The following is a 16,308-nucleotide window of genomic DNA, read 5'->3' as shown; positions in this document are numbered from 1 at the left end:
ACTCACACTTCCAAAGGGTGGGACAATGGACGCAATACTCCTTCAAATATTAAACGGGCTCGACAAGGGCTCCGCATATGCGCTGATCGCGCTTGGGCTTACATTGATTTTCGGCACGCTTGGTGTTGTGAATTTTGCCCATGGCGCGCTGTTTATGATCGGCGCTTTCTGTGCTGTGACGCTGTCACGCATCCTAACCTTCAGCCACACCGTCATCGATGAGACCCAAAAGGACTTTCTCGGCAACCCGCTGAAAGTAGAAGTGCCTTATGTGCATGATATCTTTGGTGTTTCAACAGGTGATGCCATTATCGACTGGGCAGTTCCACTGTCGCTGCTCTTTGCTATCCCGGTGATGATCTGCGTTGGCGTCATTATGGAACGTGGCTTGATCAAGCACTTCTATAAACGCCCACATGCAGACCAGATCCTGGTGACCTTTGGTCTGGCAATCGTGTTGCAGGAAGTGATCAAATACTTCTACGGGGCCAACCCGATCCCAACACCTGCACCTCAGGCGTTCAAAGGTTCGCTTGATTTTGGCGCCGCGCTTGGATTTGATCCAAACCTGATCATCTACCCCTACTGGCGCATCATCTACTTCTTCTTTGCAGCCCTGGTGATTGGCGGAGTCTTTGCCTTCTTGCAGTTCACCACCTTTGGCATGGTTGTTCGTGCAGGCATGGCGGATCGCGAAACCGTTGGCCTTCTGGGTATCAACATTGACCGTCGCTTTACCATCATGTTTGGCATCGCCGCCGCTGTGGCAGGTCTTGCAGGGGTGATGTACACGCCGATCAACTCACCCAATTATCACATGGGCATGGACTTTCTAGTGCTCAGCTTTGTGGTTGTTGTGGTTGGCGGCATGGGCTCGCTCCCCGGTGCGGTTCTGGCAGGCTTTCTGCTGGGCATCCTCGAAAGCTTTGCCTCCATGCGCGAAGTGATCGAAATCATCCCAGGCATCAACCAGGTCATCATCTATTTGGTTGCAATTATCATTCTTCTCACCCGCCCGCGTGGTTTGATGGGTCGCAAAGGCGTGATGGAGGACTAAGACCATGTTCAAACTCGAAAAAAGAGACCTCAGTCTGCTCATTGTAGTGGCCATACTGACGCTCTTCGCCCCCTTCATTCTAAACCCGTTCCCCGCAGACAGCGCAATGTCGCAGTTCAACGCAGGCTACCCGGATCTGATGCAGCGCTTTGTGATCTTTGGGATCTTTGCGGTTGGCTTCAATATTCTGTTTGGCCTCACCGGCTATCTGTCCTTTGGTCACGCGGCCTTTCTGGGTGTCGGATCTTATGCTGCCATCTGGATGATGAAACTGCTGACAATGAACGTGGTCCCTGCGATCATCGCGTCTGTGGTTGTGGCTGGTCTGATCAGCTTTCTTGTGGGCTGGATCTCTCTGCGTCGCTCAGGCATCTACTTTTCGATCCTGACCCTGGCTTTTGCCATGATGATGTACCAGCTGGCCTATTCCGACCTGTTCGGGCAGCTTTTTGGCGGCGTCCTCACCGGTGGTGAAACGGGCCTGCAGCCCAAAGTTGCAGATCCGCGCATTCTGGACGCACCGCTGGCACCTGGGGCAAACCCCAAAGCCCATCTGTTTGGTCTGGAAATGGGGTCAAGCTTCAAGTTGGACTTTGCCGGATGGCAGTTCACCTTTAATGCGGGCTACTACATTGCGGCCATTGCAATGCTGGTTGCGTTCTATCTGTCGATCCGCATCTTCCGCTCCCCCTTTGGCATGATGCTGCGGGCGGTAAAATCCAACCAGCAGCGGATGAACTACACTGGCCTGAACTCCAAGCCTTACACGCTGGCGGCTTTTGTTATCTCTGGCATGTATGCTGGTCTGGCGGGCGGTTTGCTGGTGGCGATGGATACCCAGGTGGGTGCAGAGCGCATGTTCTGGACCGCGTCCGGTGAGGTTGTGATCATGACCATTCTTGGCGGCGTAGGCTCCCTGATCGGGCCCGTGCTTGGTGCTGGTGTGCTGAAGTACATGGAAAACATCCTGTCCAAGATCAACAAAGGCGTGCTGGAAACCTGGTTCTCTTTCATGCCCGATGGGATGTCTGACTTCTTTATCGCCATCACCAACCTGTTTGTGGGCAAGCAGTGGCACATTACAACCGGTGTGATCTTTATGCTGGTGGTGATCTATCTGCCCGGTGGCCTGGTCGACGGTGGCCGTCGCATCAAGAACCGGTTCCAACGGTCCGACGGCGAGCGCCAAAACAACACCAAACCCGCGGAATAAGGAGCTGACACATGGGAATTCTCGAAGTCAAAAATGTCGGCAAACGGTTTGGCGGATTGCAAGCGCTGTCGGATGTGAACCTCTCCATCAAGGAAAATTCGGTTCATGCCATCATCGGCCCCAATGGCGCGGGCAAATCCACCCTGCTGAACTGCCTTGTGGGTAAACTGATCCCAGATACAGGATCGGTGATGTTTGACGGGCAATCCGTGCTGGGGCGCGCGCCGTTTGAAATCAACCAGATGGGCATTAGCCGCGTTTTCCAAACACCCGAAATATTTGGCGATCTGAGTGTTATGGAAAACATGATGATCCCCTGTTTCGCAAAACGGGATGGGGCGTTTGAAATGAACGCCCTCTCCAATGTGATGTCGCAGAAGGATGTGTTGGAAAAAGCGGTACATATGCTGGAAGAAATGAATATGGCCGACAAACGCCATATGAATGCAGCATCCCTGTCACGTGGTGACAAACGGCGGCTGGAAATCGGCATGTGCCTCAGCCAGGAGCCACGGCTTTTGCTGTTGGATGAACCAACCGCCGGCATGGCGCGCGCAGATACCAACAACACCATCGACCTGCTGAAACAGATCGCGGACGAACGCGACATTACCATCGCCATTATCGAGCATGACATGCATGTGGTGTTCTCCCTTGCGGATCGGATCACGGTTCTGGCGCAGGGGACACCGCTGGTTGAGGATGATCCGCAAAACATTCGCGGCAATCCCAAGGTGCGCGAAGCCTATCTTGGTGAATCGGCGTAAGGAGAAAGCACATGAACATCAAACCTGACTTTTCCAAAAACGCCAATCAGGCCACCACGGCACCCGCGTTTCTGTCGATTTGGGACATGCACGCCTATTATGGCGAAAGCTATATCGTGCAGGGCATCAACTTTAACGTCCATGAAGGTGAAATCCTGGCGCTTTTGGGCCGCAACGGTGCGGGCAAGACCTCAACCCTACGTTCAATTGCACGCATGGATAATCCGATGGTGACCCAGGGTGAAATCTGGCTCGACCACCAGCCGCTGCATCTGATGGAATCCCATGAGGCCGCAACAGCGGGCCTTGGCCTTGTGCCAGAAGATCGCCGGATCATTCCCGGCCTCACGGTGGAAGAGAACCTGCAGCTTGCGCAGATCGCTCCGCCGATTGGTTGGTCGATTGAGCGTCTCTACGATCTCTTCCCGCGCCTTGGTGAACGACGCAAGCAGGAAGGTGTGACACTTTCAGGTGGTGAGCAGCAGATGCTGGCCATTGCCCGCGCCCTGGCCCGCGACATCAAGGTACTGTTGCTGGATGAGCCTTACGAAGGTCTCGCCCCGGTGATTGTGGATGAGATTGAAAAAACCCTTATCCACATCAAAGAACAGGGCATGACCACCATCATCGTCGAACAAAACGCGGTGCGGGCGCTAGAGCTTGCGGATCGTGCGGTCATTCTCGACACGGGTGGCATCGTCTTTGATGGCACCGCTGCCGAAGTTTTGGAAAACCACGAGCTGCGCGCAGAGTATCTGGCGATCTGAGGTTTCGACATACCAAATTGCAATCTCACCCGCTGGCCTTCCACCCAGCAGAGATTGCTGAGCCGCCCTACCCCCTTAGGGCGGCTTTTCTTATATAAAAAACTTTTCTCACCCCAAAGTTTGTGCGCATAAATCCTCATGACTGAATTTGCTTTTGACCATGCGCCCGTTGGCCTCGCTATATTGGAAAATCGGGTTATCAAGACATGCAATCTGCAGTTTGCGGATACATTTGCGGGTCCCACTGCTGATTTTGTCGACCGTACGATTGCCGAGCTTTATCCCAGCCAGGAAGATTTCCAGCGCGTCGGCACCGTATTGAAACAACATGAAACCGAAAGCGGCACCTACACAGATGAGCGCATCATGCGGCGTCTGAACGGAGATCTGTTCTGGTGCCGGGTGCGCGGACGGTCCACTTCGCCCGAAACGCCCTTTGCCACCGGCGTCTGGTCCTTTGTGGATATATCGCAGGATCGCCCTATCGTCAGCCTGACCCCGCGGGAACGCGAAGTGGCCATTTTGACCTGCCGCGGCCTGTCAGCCAAGGAAATCGGCAAAGAGCTCGACCTCTCTTACCGTACAATCGAAACCCATCGCGCCCATCTTTTAACTAAATTTGGTGCCCGCAAATTGCCCGAACTGGTTGCGAAACTTTCGGGCATGCCGCTTTAGGCAGCATGAACTTGCAATTTGCATCGCAAAACACCATTTATTTCCGCAATCAAGAGTGCTTTTCATAAGGCAAGCCTTGCCGTATAAGCGCTCTGATTTCCAACCCGCCCCGCATGGCGGGTCTGTCGGAACCGGCTGAGGACAAAATGACAAACAAAAATCATGACGCAGACGTAGCATTCATCAAAGCACTGGCTGAACTGCTTCGGGACAACGATCTGACTGAACTGCAAGTGAAACGGGATTATGGTGAAGATGACAGCCTGAACGTACGCGTCTCTCGCCAGATGGCGGTTGCTGCACCTGTGCAGATGCAAGTGCCCGCAGCGGCAGCACCTGTTGCAGCAGCGGCAGCGCCTGCACCGGCCGCCACTCCGGCTGCTGAGGCCAATGAGGACCCAGCCAGCCATCCGGGCGCTGTGACCTCTCCTATGGTTGGCACCGTTTACCTACAGGCAGAGCCTGGCGCGCCTTCCTTTATCAAAGTGGGTGACAAGGTCAGCGAAGGCGACACATTGCTGATCGTCGAAGCGATGAAGACCATGAACCACATTCCGGCGCCCAAAGGCGGCACCGTAAAACGCATCCTGGTCGAAGATGGCGCAGCCGTTGAATTCGGATCTCCGCTGGTCATCGTCGAGTAAGGGCGGCCCATGTTTGATAAAATCCTGATTGCCAACCGGGGGGAGATCGCGCTGCGCGTGATCCGTGCCTGCCGGGAAATGGGCATCAAGTCTGTCGCGGTGCATTCCACCGCTGATTCAGACGCGATGCATGTGCGTATGGCCGATGAATCCGTTTGCATCGGCCCGCCTTCTGGAGCGCAAAGCTACCTGTCGATCCCCGCGATCATTTCCGCCTGTGAAATCACCGGCGCGCAGGCGATCCATCCGGGCTATGGCTTCCTGTCGGAAAACGCCAATTTTGTGCAGATCGTGGAAGATCACGGGCTGACCTTCATTGGCCCTTCCGCCAAACACATCAGCCAGATGGGTGATAAGATCACCGCAAAAGACACCGCAAAGGCGCTGGGTATCCCCTGTGTTCCCGGCTCTGATGGTGGCGTTCCCGATGTGGCGACCGCGCGTAAAGTTGCCGCTGATATGGGCTATCCCGTGATCATCAAGGCAACAGCAGGTGGCGGTGGTCGTGGCATGAAAGTGGCCGCAACCGAAGCCGATCTGGAGATGGCGTTTTCAACCGCGCGTTCTGAGGCCAAAGCCGCCTTTGGCAACGACGAAGTCTATATGGAGAAATACCTCCAGAAGCCGCGCCACATTGAGATCCAGGTCTTTGGCGACGGCAAGGGCAAAGGTGTGCACCTCGGTGAACGTGACTGCTCCTTGCAGCGTCGTCACCAAAAGGTGTTTGAAGAGGCCCCCGGCCCCTGCATCACCCCAGAAGAGCGTGCCAAGATCGGCAAAATCTGTGCCGATGCTATTGGCAAAATGGGCTATTCCGGTGCCGGCACCGTTGAGTTCCTCTATGAAGATGGTGAATTCTACTTCATCGAGATGAACACCCGCCTTCAGGTGGAACACCCGGTGACCGAGGCGATCTTTGGTGTGGACCTTGTGCGCGAACAGATCCGCGTTGCCGAAGGGCTGCCGCTGTCGTTCGATCAAGACGACCTTGAGATCAACGGCCACTCGATTGAGGTGCGTATCAACGCTGAGCGCCTGCCAAACTTTGCGCCCTGCCCCGGTAAGATCTCTGCGTTTCACGCGCCGGGTGGTCTGGGTGTACGCATGGATTCGGCGCTTTATGATGGCTATTCGATCCCGCCTTATTACGACAGCCTCATTGGTAAGCTGATCGTACATGGCCGCGACCGTCAGGAAGCGCTTTCGCGCCTGCACCGCGCCTTGGGAGAGCTGATTGTGGATGGCGTCGACACCACGCTGCCGCTGTTTGATGCGCTGCTGCAGGAGCCTGCCATTCATTCAGGCGAGTATAACATCCACTGGCTGGAACGCTGGCTGGAAAACAACCTACAGGGCTGATATTATCAGACCTCAAGCGAGGCGCGCTTCGGCGCGCCTTTTTTGTTTCTGGATACGTGATTTCATGGAATTGTCTGCCGACCTTCTGTTGCATGCCTATTCGATCGGCATTTTCCCCATGGCTGATGATCGTGACGATCCAGAAGTGTTCTGGGTGGATCCCAAACGGCGTGGCGTTTTCCCACTGAACCAGTTCCACATGTCGCGCTCGCTTGCACGCACCATTCGCCGCCAGACCTTCGATGTGACCCACAATCGTGATTTTGCAAATGTGGTGGAAGGCTGCGCCGATCGGCCCCAGACCTGGATCAATGATGAGATTTTTTCCCGCTACAATGAGCTACACGGCCGCGGCCACGCCCATTCAATCGAGATCTGGCAGGACCAGGAATTGGTTGGCGGTGTTTATGGCGTGTCACTTGGTGGGGCGTTTTTTGGCGAAAGCATGTTCTCGCGCCGTACAGACGCAAGCAAAGTCGCGCTCGCGTATCTCATGTGCCATCTGCAAAACTGCGGCTTCACGCTTTGTGACACCCAGTTCCTGACGCCACATCTGGCCTCATTGGGCGCGGTAGAAATCTCGCGTGCCAAATATCAGAGCCTGCTCAAAGAGGCGCTCTACGTTGACGCTGAGTTCACCGCACAGCCCCTGCCCGCGGCTCAGGACGTTTTGCAGCGCAAGACCCAGACATCGTAACGGTTGTGATCCAGCGCATTCAGTGCAGGGCTAGAAGCAACCATCCAGCCCTGAAAATAGTTCACACCATCAAGCGGGCTGCGTACACGCAGATAAGCATATGCATCACCCGTCGGGTTATCAGCCGGGTAGCGACAATCAGACACCGTCACCAACAGGCCCTGTAGCTGCGCGCTTGAGCCGATTGCCAGCTCTCTGTCTTCAACCCGGCCATTCACCTTATCAAGGCTGCGCAGCACAACCCCCGTGCCTTTTGCAGCACGGGTTTCCTGCGCTTGCAGGGGGGACATCAGCGCCAAAACAGCGGCCGCACTTGCAACAAGCGTTTTGATCACTTGTCATCTCCACCAGAGACAAATTTCAACAAAAGCGAGATCAGGCTGACAGAACCTTGGGTATCCAGGATCTCATCGCCCGCTTCCAACGCGAAAGGTGATCCGCCCGGTACGATTTCAACAAAGTTGCCGCCCAAAAGCCCTTCTGAGGCAATCACTGCCGCGCTGTCATCCGGGATCTCAATGCCATGTTTGACGTTGATCACAGTATCCGCGCGGTAGGTTTCAGCGTTCAGCCCCACCTCGGTAACAGTGCCAACCTTGACACCAGCAAGACGCACATCGGTGCCAACATTGATCCCCTCAATCGAGCGGAACGAGGCGGTCAGCGGATAATCCGCGCCGCCTTGCGACAAGCCCGCTGCCTGGCTTGCAAACACGGCAAACCCGATGGCGACGGCCAATACCGCGCCGCCAACCACAACTTCTGTTGTATTTTGAGACATGTCTGCCCTTATTCTGGAACCCAGGCATCATAATCGCTGCGTGGCTTGGGCTCCCCGGTGGTGCGGATCGATCCCGCAGGAGCATAGGCCAATGCAGTGCCGGTCAGGTTTTCCTGATGCGGCTGTTCCCAGGATTTATGTTTCAATGGTTTTTCGCTCGGCACCTCGTCAAAGGTACGATGCAGCCAGCCATGCCAATCGGCGCTTACCCGGGAGGCTTCAGCCTCACCATTGAAGATCACCCAGCGCTTGCTGTCATCTGCGTTGCGGTAAAAAGTGTTGCCCTGATCATCTTCACCCACTTTGGTGCCATTGCGGCGAGTGTAGATGGCAGTGTTCAAGGTGGAACCATTCCACCAAGTAACGGCTTTCAACAAAGAATTCAGGATTCCCATAAGTTCCTCCGACGATTTCAGATCTGATATGGCCTATATTCGCGCCAAGGTCCAGATCGCAGAAGATATCATACTGATATTGCGCTCATTCCGGCGTGATCTTGCAGCGCACGCCCTTAATCCCATATTAAAAGCACAGGCATAAAGTTTCCCAGAGACCGATTGAGGGTGATCAGTCCCCGATGTCTTATCTGTGTTTTGCGCAAGGACTTCTGTTTGAACTGCAGATCCTGTATGGTTGTAAGGACAATGAAGGAGATACACAGTGACCCATGAAGGTTTTGGCAACGGCTAAACGCCGCTCTTCTTTTTAATTACGCCTTTTTTCAAGAGATTACCTCGTCTATGGACCGTTTCCTTATTGGGCTTCTGATGTTTGGAGCTGTGGGGGTTCTGTGCCTGGTGATTCTCGTCACTGGCGGTTTTGCTGCGTTTTTATTTGCAGGCGAATACCGCGACCTTCTGAATCTGATCCCCGACAACCCCACAGGTGAACACCGAATCCTTGTCAGCCTCCTTGGGATTGCCACAGCAACCGTGACTGCATTGGTCACAACCGCAATTGGCCTGTTTGCAGCCTATCGCACCTATCGTAACACAGCCGCCGCAAATGCACGGGCACAACGCAAACAGCATACGATCAATATCCTGTTTCAAAGCCGCCTGTCGGAGTATTTCCAAACCACCAACAGCCTGCGCAAAGAGATCTTTCCAACCGATCAAGATATCTACCTAGACGACTGGAAGGCAGCCCGCGCGCAAAACGGCAAACCGCGTGAAGGTGCCGAGGCCTTGCAGCAGCTGTTGAACTACTATGAATTTCTGGCCGTTGGCATCGAACAGGGTGATCTGGACAAGGATCTGTTGCGCAAATCAATCCGTGGCATCATGTGTAATCTGGTTGATGACGCGCGTTTCATGATTGCCGAGCTGCGCGAAAATGATCCCACTACATTGGAACATCTCGCCCAGCTTTATGAAGAATGGCGCGCCGAAAAACTGAACTACGCAGGCGTCTTATCTGAACGCGCCATTCCCTCTTCTGCGGAAGTTGCAGCCGCCTTATTGCTGCGGCGCGAGGGCCGTTAGCTCAATCTCGATGCGGAATTTGGGGTCAATCAGATTGCACTCGATCATGGTTGCAGCGGGTGGGTTTGCCCCAAAAGTGGCGGCCAGAATGGGGAAACAGGGTTCAAATTCCGCCGCATCCGGCAGGTAGTAATTCACCCGCACCGCATCGGCAAAGCTTGCACCAGCTTTTTCCAGTGCAGCACCAATGGTTTCAAGCGCTGCCTTACATTGCTCTTCGACGGTATCCCCTGCCCCAACGGTGCCCGCAACATGGACAAAACCGCCCGCAACAACGGCACGGCAATAGCCGACTTTTGCTTCAAACTCGCCACCGGATGAAATGCGTTTGATGGTCATGAACTGTCTCCTTTGTGTTGGAAACATTAATCGCCAAAGCAGATCTGCGCCGCAAGCCTTTGTTCCGGCGCATACAAAAAAAGCTCACCCCCGAACCGGTCTGCGCTCCAGTGTCCTGAGGCCCATGTTGGCGGTAGAAACTTTGCGCAAACTTCAGAGGCTTGGGGCGATAAGCTGACGGTAACCTTTGTCAGCGCTCGCTCAAATTGAAAAACCGCGCTACATCGCGGTCTCGTATAGAACTCATGCACGGATCTCGCCGACCTATCCTGGAAAAAGAAAAAGGCCAACGTCATCAAGACATTGGCCTTTTATTTACATCAACTGTGGCAGAAATCTGCCTTAGCCAGCGGTAGCTGGCTCCTTGTCGCCTTCTGCGTGGATCATCAGCGGCTGTTTGTCAGAATTCACCGCCTCATCATTCACCACAACTTTTTCAACACTGTCCATGCCGGGCAGGTCGAACATAGTGTCGAGCAAGATGTCTTCCATAATGGAGCGCAGACCACGGGCACCGGTTTTACGCTCAATCGCCTTGCGGGCGATGGCTTTCAGCGCATCATCGGTGAAATCAAGCTCAGTCTCTTCCAGTTCGAACAGGCGCTGGTACTGTTTGACCAAAGCGTTCTTTGGCTTGGTCAGGATGGTGACAAGCGCGTCCTCATCCAGATCTTCCAGCGTTGCCAGAACCGGCAGACGACCAACAAATTCCGGGATCAGGCCAAACTTCAGCAGATCTTCCGGCTCAAGCTCTTTGAACAATTCACCCACACCGCGGTCATCATTGTTGCGGACATCCGCGCCAAAGCCCATCGCCGAGCCCTTGCCGCGCTGTGCAATGATCTTATCCAGACCTGCAAACGCACCGCCGCAGATAAACAGGATGTTGGTGGTGTCGACCTGCAGGAATTCCTGCTGCGGATGCTTGCGCCCGCCCTGCGGCGGAACCGAGGCAACCGTGCCTTCCATCAGTTTCAGCAGCGCCTGCTGCACACCCTCGCCAGAGACGTCGCGGGTGATCGATGGGTTTTCCGATTTACGGGTGATCTTATCGACCTCATCGATATAAACGATGCCGCGCTGTGCGCGTTCTACGTTATATTCTGATGCCTGCAGCAGCTTCAGGATGATGTTTTCAACGTCTTCACCCACGTAACCCGCTTCGGTCAATGTGGTGGCATCCGCCATGGTGAAGGGCACATCCAGAATGCGCGCAAGAGTCTGCGCCAGCAACGTTTTACCGCAACCGGTTGGGCCAATGAGCAAGATGTTGGATTTCGCCAGCTCAATATCATTGCCCGCCTTCTGCGCGTGGTTCAGACGTTTGTAGTGGTTATGCACCGCCACAGACAGAACACGTTTTGCCGTAGCCTGACCAATTACATAATCGTCGAGCACGTTGCAGATATCCTGCGGAGTGGGCACACCATCGGTTGCCTTCAGCCCCGAGGCTTTGGTCTCTTCACGGATGATATCCATGCACAACTCAACACATTCATCACAGATGAACACCGTGGGACCAGCAATCAGTTTGCGCACCTCATGCTGACTTTTGCCACAGAAACTGCAGTAAAGGGTGTTCTTGCTGTCACCGCCTGAGTTCGTTGCCATGTTCTACCTTTCAGTACGCTCGGCCTTCTGCCACACCAGCCGCCTGCCGGGATGGCCTTTGCCGTTTGGACAGCTTAGGGGAGGTCCCAAGCGGCCACAATCCAAATAATGTGCGCCTCTCACAAAGAGAGGCGCGAACACGCCTTTCGGCGCGTTTAGTTCTCTTCTTCGTCACCTTTGGCGCGATTTTCGACGATCTCGTCAATCAGGCCGAACTCTTTGGCTTCTTCTGGCGACATGAAATTATCACGCTCCAGCGCATCAACAATGGTCTGATAGTCGCGGCCAGTGTGTTTGACATAGATCTCGTTGAGGCGCTTTTTCAGCTTCAGCGTCTCTTCTGCGTGGATCATGATGTCGGTCGCCTGACCCTGGAAACCACCAGAGGGCTGGTGAACCATCACACGTGAATTTGGCAGCGAAAAACGCATCCCTTCGGCACCAGCAGTCAACAGCAGCGATCCCATAGACGCCGCTTGGCCAATCACAAGTGTCGAAACCTTCGGCTTGATGTATTGCATGGTGTCATAGATCGACAGGCCAGATGTCACAACGCCACCGGGGCTGTTGATATACATCGAAATCTCTTTGGACGGGTTTTCCGCCTCAAGGTGCAGCAGCTGTGCCACCACCAGCGAGCTCATCCCATCATGAACAGGGCCATTCAGGAAAATGATGCGCTCTTTGAGCAGGCGGGAGAAAATATCATAGGCCCGTTCGCCCCGGCTGGTTTGTTCAACAACCATTGGTACCAGGGTATTCATATATGTTTCGCGGGGATCAATCATTTGGACCTGCCTTGTTTCACTTGTAAGCGCCATTCTAAACGCACGCTGGTTACCTGAGTCTTAGTATCCGCCCAATTATGCTGCAAGGGGCGAGGTTTGTTTTTAATTGTAGAAATGTCATGAAGAGCGTTAACGCGCTCCCCTGCAAAGGGTGCGCCTCTTCCCCATAAAGACAAGAGCCATGCGATAAAGTTATCGTAAAGCACCTAAGAAATAGGCAGATAGACGTCGCAAAGTCTCAACTCATCTGGCTTTTCACCGCGATCAAACAGCCGCGCTCTTTGGGGTGATCACGCGCTGTTGCTGCCTTTTTCTTCGTTAACTTCGGCGCCGTACGCCTCAGGCCGACACAGGGATTTATCTCACATTTTAGCGATCTATCTGAATTGCAAAAAATGCTCGGCAGCGGAGTATCGCCTGCAGGCTGCCCCCACGGCAATGTGAGAAACCTTACACAACAATTCAGATAGGTATCGCTGAGTTCTGACCTCATAGGATAAATCAGATGTTGTTTTCCCGCGCTTCGCTTGTGCTCGCTCTCCTTGCTGCCCCTTTGGCAGCTACCGCCTCAGATCTCGAACCCCGGACGGGATGGGAGGTCTACAACAGCACAAAACCCTACAAAACACTGATCAAAGATCTTGGCACGGCGGTCAAAGATCAGGGGCTCATTGTTGTCACCCAGGCAGGGCCCACCGGCGCAGCGGCAGCGCGTGGCATAACCATTCCCGGCAACCGCATCATGGGCGTGTTCAACAATGACTACGCGGTAAAAGTCCTCGCACTTTCAACTGCCGCAATGATCGAAGCCCCGATCCGGTTCTATGTGACCGAAAACGCGGATGGCAGTGCCACGCTCTCATACAAAACCCCTGGCTATGTTTTTGCGCCCTATCTCGACGAAGGCGGGGAAAGCTTGCAAAAAATCGCCGATGAACTCACGGTGAAATTTGGCAAGATTGCCGAAATAGCAATAGATTAGCGCAGATTGTAACGCTTCTCACCTTGGTGTGAGCCCCCTTGCGCCAACCGGCGCAGGGCGCAATCTGGTCGCAAATTAAAATACGTCAGGAAATTCAATGACCACACCCTTACGCGCGGCAGATGTGCTTGCACGCCGCCTCTATGCTGCTGGATGCCGCCATGCGTTTGGCATGCCTGGCGGCGAAGTGCTGACCCTTGTGGATGCGCTGGAAAAGGCGGGCATTCGGTTTCATCTTGCGAAACATGAAAACTGCGCAGGCTTTATGGGCGAAGCGGTGCATCACGCAGATGGGGCGCCAGCCATTCTGGTGGCAACGCTTGGCCCTGGCGCGCTCAATGGGATCAATGTGGTTGCAAACGCCCATCAAGACCGGGTGCCAATGCTGGTGCTGGCGGGCTGTGTTGATGCTGCCGAAGAGCAGACCTACACCCATCAGGTGCTTGATCAGCAATCTGTCTATCGCCCGATCACCAAAGCCAGCTTCCGTTTGGATGCTGATGCGGCAGAAGTGATCGCAGACAAGGCCGTTGCCATTGCGATGGAGCCCCGTCAGGGACCCGTCCATATTGATGTGCCCATTACAGTTGCCGACACCCCCGCAACAGAGCGCGGAATTCGCCGCGCGCCTGCAGCTGCAACCGCGGCCACGGGCGACGCACTTGCGCAGGCGCGTTCCTGGCTCTCTGAGACCACGCGCCCGCTGGCCATTATTGGCCTCGACGCAATGCAGGAAAATGCGGGGGCTGCGCTGCAAGCCTTTGTTGAGGCGCATAATATCCCCTTTGTCACCACCTATAAGGCCAAAGGGGTGATCGATGAAAACCACCCGCTTTGCCTTGGTGGTGCGGGCCTGTCACCGCTTGCAGACAAACACCTGATGCCCTTGATTGAGAACGCGGATCTGATCCTATCACTTGGCTATGATCCGATCGAAATGCGCACAGGCTGGCGTGATGCATGGGATGTCAACACAACCCGCGTGCTCGAAATCGGCGCAGAAGCCAACACACATTATATGCACCAATCCGGCATTTCGATTATTGCCCCCCTTCAGCCAACGCTTTCAGCCCTGTCCGAAGGGCAAAGCCGCAGCGACACCTGGACAGATGGCGCGTTTCAGACCGCCAAACAGGGGCTGACGGATGCCTTTCCCACCGAGGATACATGGGGACCCGCAGCCGTGATCGCCGAAGCGCGCGATGTTTTGCCGCCAAACACGCTGGCCAGTGCAGACAGTGGCGCGCATCGGATCCTGCTTAGCCAGATGTGGAGCTGCCATGAGCCACGCGCGCTGATCCAATCATCCGGCCTTTGTACCATGGGATGTGCGGTGCCGATGGCCATTGGTCGCAAGCTTGCGCAGCCGGATCGCCCCGTGATCAGCTTTTCTGGCGACGCCGGTTTCCTGATGGTCGCAGGTGAGCTTGCTAGCGCTGTGGAATTTGCGGTTGCTCCTATTTTCCTTGTGTTTGTGGATGCCTCCCTCGCCCTGATTGAGCTGAAGCAACGCCAACGCCAGCTCACAAATGCGGGTGTTGATTTTGCCGAGCACGACTTTGCCGCGATGGGCCGCGCCTTTGGCGGCAATGGTTTTACTGCAACCAACCGTGCGGAATTGCGCGCTGCACTTACTGAGGCGCAAGCCTCTGATAAGTTTTCGGTGATAGCCGCCGTCATCGAACGTGGAGGATATGATGGTCGGATCTGAATTACTGCCCCATGGCGCGCTTAAAGGCGTCAAAGTACTGGATCTGTCACGCATTTTGGCAGGTCCAACCTGTACCCAGCTGCTGGGCGATCTCGGCGCAGATGTGATCAAGGTGGAAAACCCCAAGACCGGCGGCGATGACACCCGCCAGTGGGGCCCGCCCTATGTGACAGATGCAGACGGCAATGACACCGACCTATCTGCCTACTATATGTGCGCAAACCGCAACAAACGCTCGGTTTCAATTGATATTGCCACCCCCGAAGGTCAGGCACAGATCCGCGCCCTCGCCCAAGATGCGGATATTTTGATCGAGAACTTCAAACCCGGCGGCTTGGCCAAATACGGTTTGGATTACGACAGCCTCAAATCCGAACTGCCCGGCCTGATCTATTGTTCGATTTCGGGCTACGGACAAACCGGCCCCAATGCGGCAAAGCCCGGCTATGATCTGATGGCACAAGGCTACGGCGGCATCATGTCTCTCACTGGTGAACCTGATGGTGCACCAATGAAAGTGGGCGTGGGCATCGCGGATGTCATGTGTGGCATGTACGCCTGCATCGGCATTCTCGCAGCCCTGCGCCACAAAGAGCAAAGCGGCGAAGGCCAGTGGGTCGAACTTGCACTGGTGGACAGTCAGATCGCCTGGCTGATCAACGAAGGTGTGAATTACCTAACATCAGGCCAGCTCCCCACCCGGCGCGGCAATGGCCACCCCAATATCAAACCCTACGGCACCTACGAAACGGCAGATGGGCATGTCATTCTGGCGGTGGGCAATGACAGCCAGTTTGAACGTTGCGCGACCTTCTTTGGCCTCGCAGATCTGCCAAAGGATCCATTGTTTGCAACCAATCCCGCGCGACTCAAACATCGCGAGGCGCTGGATGAGGCCCTGATACCGGCAGTGAAATCAAAAACCACGGCTGAAATCATCCAAGGGCTCGAAGCACTAAAAGTGCCCGCAGGCCCTGTACAGACATTGGATCAGGTTTTCACCTCAGATCAGGTGGCCGCACGTGAGATGCAGATCAGCATGGAAAGTGCTGCGGGCGACGTGGATCTGATCGGCAACCCGCTCAAATTTTCCCGCACACCAGTCACCTATCGCAAGGCTCCACCCGTTTTTGGCGAAGACACAGATGATGTGCTCTCCCCCGACGGCGGTTTCTTAGCCGGAAAATGACCTAGATAATGAGTTGTATTTTGCCAAGTGTTACAAAAACCAGCCAAGCCCTGCTCAGCATTGGCAAACTTTGTAGCATAAGCTTCAGTTTTTTGCGGATTCCTGCCGCATCCCCCCCGGTATCGGCAGGTTTCGTCAGAATTTACACACAGGCCTTCACCAAAGCGCGAGCATAGATCGCTCGATGGTCAGGCTTCCTCTAATCTTCAAATTAACAAAGACGCCGTTCCAGATTGCAAGGATA

18 protein-coding genes are annotated in these 16,308 nt (G+C 54.7%); 12 read left to right on the top strand and 6 right to left on the bottom strand.

Annotated elements, in window-relative coordinates:
- The first annotated feature begins 25 nt into the window (after positions 1 to 25).
- From GG681_RS10235 to aat, 8 genes are all read left to right on the top strand, one after another.
- Positions 26 to 1,057, top strand: a complete 1,032-nt coding sequence (locus GG681_RS10235; protein ID WP_153547726.1) for a branched-chain amino acid ABC transporter permease — start codon at positions 26 to 28, stop codon at positions 1,055 to 1,057.
- 4 nt (positions 1,058 to 1,061) lie between these two features.
- Complete coding sequence (locus GG681_RS10230) at positions 1,062 to 2,270, top strand: branched-chain amino acid ABC transporter permease (RefSeq protein WP_153547724.1); 1,209 nt, start codon at positions 1,062 to 1,064, stop codon at positions 2,268 to 2,270.
- An 11-nt stretch (positions 2,271 to 2,281) separates the two neighbouring features.
- Complete coding sequence (locus GG681_RS10225) at positions 2,282 to 3,037, top strand: ABC transporter ATP-binding protein (protein ID WP_153547722.1); 756 nt, start codon at positions 2,282 to 2,284, stop codon at positions 3,035 to 3,037.
- 11 nt (positions 3,038 to 3,048) lie between these two features.
- Complete coding sequence (locus tag GG681_RS10220) at positions 3,049 to 3,804, top strand: ABC transporter ATP-binding protein (RefSeq protein ID WP_153547720.1); 756 nt, start codon at positions 3,049 to 3,051, stop codon at positions 3,802 to 3,804.
- A 138-nt stretch (positions 3,805 to 3,942) separates the two neighbouring features.
- Positions 3,943 to 4,479, top strand: a complete 537-nt coding sequence (locus tag GG681_RS10215) for a LuxR C-terminal-related transcriptional regulator (protein ID WP_153547718.1) — start codon at positions 3,943 to 3,945, stop codon at positions 4,477 to 4,479.
- Positions 4,480 to 4,625: 146 nt separating this feature from the next.
- Positions 4,626 to 5,123, top strand: a complete 498-nt coding sequence (gene accB, locus GG681_RS10210; RefSeq protein ID WP_153547716.1) for an acetyl-CoA carboxylase biotin carboxyl carrier protein — start codon at positions 4,626 to 4,628, stop codon at positions 5,121 to 5,123.
- Between the two features lie 9 nt (positions 5,124 to 5,132).
- Positions 5,133 to 6,482 (top strand): acetyl-CoA carboxylase biotin carboxylase subunit, encoded by a 1,350-nt coding sequence (gene accC / locus GG681_RS10205; protein ID WP_153547714.1) that lies wholly within the window; start codon positions 5,133 to 5,135, stop codon positions 6,480 to 6,482.
- A 64-nt stretch (positions 6,483 to 6,546) separates the two neighbouring features.
- Entirely contained in the window at positions 6,547 to 7,179 is a 633-nt protein-coding gene (gene aat / locus GG681_RS10200) for a leucyl/phenylalanyl-tRNA--protein transferase (RefSeq protein WP_153547712.1), read from the top strand.
- Here aat and GG681_RS10195 read toward each other — a convergent pair.
- From GG681_RS10195 to GG681_RS10185, 3 genes are read right to left on the bottom strand one after another with little or no spacing between them, the layout of a single operon-like run.
- The gene (locus GG681_RS10195; protein WP_408057662.1) at positions 7,143 to 7,514 is read right to left on the bottom strand and encodes a DUF2155 domain-containing protein; all 372 of its coding nucleotides are present in this window, start codon (positions 7,512 to 7,514) and stop codon (positions 7,143 to 7,145) included. The two genes, aat and GG681_RS10195, sit on opposite strands and share 37 nt — an antisense overlap.
- Entirely contained in the window at positions 7,511 to 7,960 is a 450-nt protein-coding gene (mlaD, locus tag GG681_RS10190) for an outer membrane lipid asymmetry maintenance protein MlaD (RefSeq protein WP_153547710.1), read from the bottom strand. Before mlaD ends, GG681_RS10195 begins: the two co-directional genes overlap by 4 nt.
- Positions 7,961 to 7,968: 8 nt before the next feature.
- Positions 7,969 to 8,355 (bottom strand): NADH:ubiquinone oxidoreductase subunit NDUFA12, encoded by a 387-nt coding sequence (locus GG681_RS10185; protein ID WP_153547708.1) that lies wholly within the window; start codon positions 8,353 to 8,355, stop codon positions 7,969 to 7,971.
- 345 nt (positions 8,356 to 8,700) lie between these two features.
- On the opposite strand from GG681_RS10185, the gene GG681_RS10180 reads away from it, so the two are divergent.
- A complete protein-coding gene (locus GG681_RS10180; protein ID WP_153547707.1) occupies positions 8,701 to 9,444 on the top strand; it encodes a DUF4760 domain-containing protein in 744 nt (247 codons plus the stop codon).
- On the opposite strand, the gene GG681_RS10175 is transcribed toward GG681_RS10180, so the two are convergent.
- The 3 genes from GG681_RS10175 to GG681_RS10165 all read right to left on the bottom strand — a co-directional run bounded on the left by GG681_RS10175 (position 9,418) and on the right by GG681_RS10165 (position 12,182).
- Entirely contained in the window at positions 9,418 to 9,783 is a 366-nt protein-coding gene (locus GG681_RS10175) for a RidA family protein (RefSeq protein ID WP_153547705.1), read from the bottom strand. The two genes, GG681_RS10180 and GG681_RS10175, sit on opposite strands and share 27 nt — an antisense overlap.
- 342 nt (positions 9,784 to 10,125) lie before the next feature.
- Positions 10,126 to 11,394, bottom strand: coding sequence for an ATP-dependent Clp protease ATP-binding subunit ClpX (gene clpX, locus GG681_RS10170; protein WP_153547703.1), 1,269 nt, complete (start codon positions 11,392 to 11,394; stop codon positions 10,126 to 10,128).
- Between the two features lie 155 nt (positions 11,395 to 11,549).
- Entirely contained in the window at positions 11,550 to 12,182 is a 633-nt protein-coding gene (locus GG681_RS10165; RefSeq protein ID WP_153547701.1) for an ATP-dependent Clp protease proteolytic subunit, read from the bottom strand.
- Positions 12,183 to 12,687: 505 nt separating this feature from the next.
- Here GG681_RS10165 and GG681_RS10160 point away from each other — a divergent pair.
- The 3 genes from GG681_RS10160 (at position 12,688) to GG681_RS10150 (ending at position 16,064) form a co-directional block, all read left to right on the top strand.
- Positions 12,688 to 13,164, top strand: a complete 477-nt coding sequence (locus tag GG681_RS10160; protein WP_153547699.1) for a DUF302 domain-containing protein — start codon at positions 12,688 to 12,690, stop codon at positions 13,162 to 13,164.
- Between the two features lie 97 nt (positions 13,165 to 13,261).
- Positions 13,262 to 14,875, top strand: a complete 1,614-nt coding sequence (locus tag GG681_RS10155; protein WP_153547697.1) for a thiamine pyrophosphate-binding protein — start codon at positions 13,262 to 13,264, stop codon at positions 14,873 to 14,875.
- The gene (locus GG681_RS10150) at positions 14,862 to 16,064 is read left to right on the top strand and encodes a CaiB/BaiF CoA transferase family protein (RefSeq protein WP_235899855.1); all 1,203 of its coding nucleotides are present in this window, start codon (positions 14,862 to 14,864) and stop codon (positions 16,062 to 16,064) included. The genes GG681_RS10155 and GG681_RS10150 overlap by 14 nt, the downstream gene beginning before the upstream one ends.
- The last annotated feature ends 244 nt before the right edge of the window (positions 16,065 to 16,308 follow it).

Origin of the sequence: Tritonibacter aquimaris (genome assembly GCF_009617595.1) — a bacterium.
In the GTDB taxonomy this organism is placed as follows: Bacteria; Pseudomonadota; Alphaproteobacteria; order Rhodobacterales; family Rhodobacteraceae; genus Epibacterium; species Epibacterium aquimaris.
This window is presented reverse-complemented; position numbering and strand designations above follow the sequence as displayed.

Coding starts and splice junctions, on each gene's coding strand:
- clpX (WP_153547703.1), bottom strand. CDS start 11,394: ATGGCAACGAACTCAGGCGGTGACAGCAAGAACACCCTTTACTGCAGT.
- accC (WP_153547714.1), top strand. CDS start 5,133: ATGTTTGATAAAATCCTGATTGCCAACCGGGGGGAGATCGCGCTGCGC.
- GG681_RS10180 (WP_153547707.1), top strand. CDS start 8,701: ATGGACCGTTTCCTTATTGGGCTTCTGATGTTTGGAGCTGTGGGGGTT.
- GG681_RS10175 (WP_153547705.1), bottom strand. CDS start 9,783: ATGACCATCAAACGCATTTCATCCGGTGGCGAGTTTGAAGCAAAAGTC.
- GG681_RS10185 (WP_153547708.1), bottom strand. CDS start 8,355: ATGGGAATCCTGAATTCTTTGTTGAAAGCCGTTACTTGGTGGAATGGT.
- GG681_RS10220 (WP_153547720.1), top strand. CDS start 3,049: ATGAACATCAAACCTGACTTTTCCAAAAACGCCAATCAGGCCACCACG.
- GG681_RS10165 (WP_153547701.1), bottom strand. CDS start 12,182: ATGATTGATCCCCGCGAAACATATATGAATACCCTGGTACCAATGGTT.
- GG681_RS10215 (WP_153547718.1), top strand. CDS start 3,943: ATGACTGAATTTGCTTTTGACCATGCGCCCGTTGGCCTCGCTATATTG.
- GG681_RS10155 (WP_153547697.1), top strand. CDS start 13,262: ATGACCACACCCTTACGCGCGGCAGATGTGCTTGCACGCCGCCTCTAT.
- aat (WP_153547712.1), top strand. CDS start 6,547: ATGGAATTGTCTGCCGACCTTCTGTTGCATGCCTATTCGATCGGCATT.
- mlaD (WP_153547710.1), bottom strand. CDS start 7,960: ATGTCTCAAAATACAACAGAAGTTGTGGTTGGCGGCGCGGTATTGGCC.
- accB (WP_153547716.1), top strand. CDS start 4,626: ATGACAAACAAAAATCATGACGCAGACGTAGCATTCATCAAAGCACTG.
- GG681_RS10225 (WP_153547722.1), top strand. CDS start 2,282: ATGGGAATTCTCGAAGTCAAAAATGTCGGCAAACGGTTTGGCGGATTG.
- GG681_RS10235 (WP_153547726.1), top strand. CDS start 26: ATGGACGCAATACTCCTTCAAATATTAAACGGGCTCGACAAGGGCTCC.
- GG681_RS10150 (WP_235899855.1), top strand. CDS start 14,862: ATGGTCGGATCTGAATTACTGCCCCATGGCGCGCTTAAAGGCGTCAAA.
- GG681_RS10230 (WP_153547724.1), top strand. CDS start 1,062: ATGTTCAAACTCGAAAAAAGAGACCTCAGTCTGCTCATTGTAGTGGCC.
- GG681_RS10160 (WP_153547699.1), top strand. CDS start 12,688: ATGTTGTTTTCCCGCGCTTCGCTTGTGCTCGCTCTCCTTGCTGCCCCT.